This window comes from Lunatimonas lonarensis (assembly GCF_000390185.1).
GTDB lineage: Bacteria > Bacteroidota > Bacteroidia > Cytophagales > Cyclobacteriaceae > Lunatimonas > Lunatimonas lonarensis.
This window is the reverse complement of sequence record NZ_AQHR01000103.1, coordinates 1-1,742: the sequence shown is the minus strand read 5'-3', so window position 1 is coordinate 1,742 and position 1,742 is coordinate 1. Positions and strand designations below refer to the sequence as shown.

1 protein-coding gene is annotated in these 1,742 nt (G+C 53.9%); it reads left to right on the top strand.

Going from position 1 to position 1,742, the window contains the following annotated elements; genetic code table 11:
• Nucleotides 1-389: 389 nt before the first annotated feature.
• Complete coding sequence (locus ADIS_RS17625) at nt 390-1,568, top strand: hypothetical protein (protein ID WP_010856021.1); 1,179 nt, start codon at nt 390-392, stop codon at nt 1,566-1,568.
• Nucleotides 1,569-1,742: the final 174 nt, after the last annotated feature.

The window sequence follows — 1,742 nt, the reverse complement described above, 5'->3', positions numbered from 1 at the left end:
CAGCGATTACGCTTAAAAATAATTGGTCTGTAAATTAATCGATTGGAAAGCTTTTGGATACTATTTTTCGTGCTATTTTTGTGACATGGTCACACCCCTCCATCGGGAGGGATTTCCTAAAAGCTTCATTATTAGAAGTTTAATTTTATCGAAAAAAGGTGCTTTGTTTTTGGCTGGGCGCCTTTTTTCATGTCTAAATATACCTCTTTCCGGCCTTTAATCCACTTTTTCGGGGTGTTTTTTTCAAAAAAACACTTGACTTTGGATATATAAGGAAAACACAGAAAAAGTCAGTACCCGCAAGTAAAATCTCCGCCAAAGTCGGCCTCCAGCTCGTCAGGGCCGTCCGGCAGTTTTTCCCCGACATCTGTTCGCGCATAGACAGCCACGTGGCCGACCTGCGGGACAACAGGGGCAAAACCTACCGGCTGAACGAGGCAATCCTCTCGGCTGTCATGATGTTCCTTCTCCGGGAAGGCTCCCGCAACAGCTACAACCGGGACAGGGAGGAACCCGTCTTCTCGCGCAACATCCGCAGGCTTCTGGGCATCCGCCTGACCCACGGGGACACCTTCAACGACGTGCTCGTGCGGGTGGACCCCGAAGACCTGCAGCGGCTCAAGGCGTCCCTGGTCAGGGTGCTGGTCGCCCGCAAGGTGTTCCATTCCCACCGCCGTGACGGCAAACACGCGGTGGCCGTAGACGCCACGGGCACCCACAGCCTGGACGGGGACTACAGCGGAAGCTGCCTGTCCAGGACGTCCAAGAACGGGGTGGTCTCCTACTCCCACGCGGTGCTGGAAGCCAAACTGGTTGCCCCCAACGGCTTCGCCGTCAGCCTGGCCAGCGTCTGGCTTGAGAACAACGCGGAGGGGCACCATGACAAGCAGGACTGTGAACTGGCCGCCTTCAAACGGCTGTCCGTCAGGTTAAAGGAGCTTTACCCGAGGCTTCCCATGCTCATCCTTGCCGACGCACTCTATGCCAACGCACCCGTGATGGAGATCTGCCGGGCCAGCGGGTGGGACTTTATGCTGGTAGTCAAAGAGGGGGTACTCAGGGATCTGGGCGAGGAGATCCTGCTGCGTCCCGACAGGGTCAGAACAGCCCGGCCCGGGGGCTCGCTATCCTACCTGGGAGACCTGGAGTATGCGGGCTACCCGCTCAGCTGGATAGGCGTGGAGGAAGCCGGCGGCAGGTTTTCCTGGATCACAAACATCCCGGTGGCGGACCCCGTGCGGGCGGGAGAGCTCGCCATGACGGGACGCCTGCGCTGGAAGATAGAAAACGAAGGCTTCAACACCCAGAAAAACCTGGGCTACAACCTTGAACACAGCTACAGCAGGAAGGACTACAACGCACTCAAAAACTACTACCAGTGCCTCCAGATCGCCCATATGGTAGAACAGCTCACCCTGTTGGAAAAGAAGGTCAAAAAACTGACCGCCGGAAGTGTTTCCATCCTGAAAATATTCGAAAGGATACGGAACATGCTCGTCTACACCGATATTGATCCAAGGCCGGTGGAGAAACTGCTCGGTAAAAAAGTACAGGTAAGGTTCGATTGACAAACCACAGAGATGCCCTGCTCTGCTGGAATCAGGGCTTTCAATGTAAAAGGAAAGGAGGATAAAAGATAAACGGATATATGAAAGGCTCCTTCCATGGATTTTTGGAAGGAAGGGACTCCTATGCCCAAAAATCAGAGCATCACGCTAATTTATTTTTAAGCTGAATTCCTG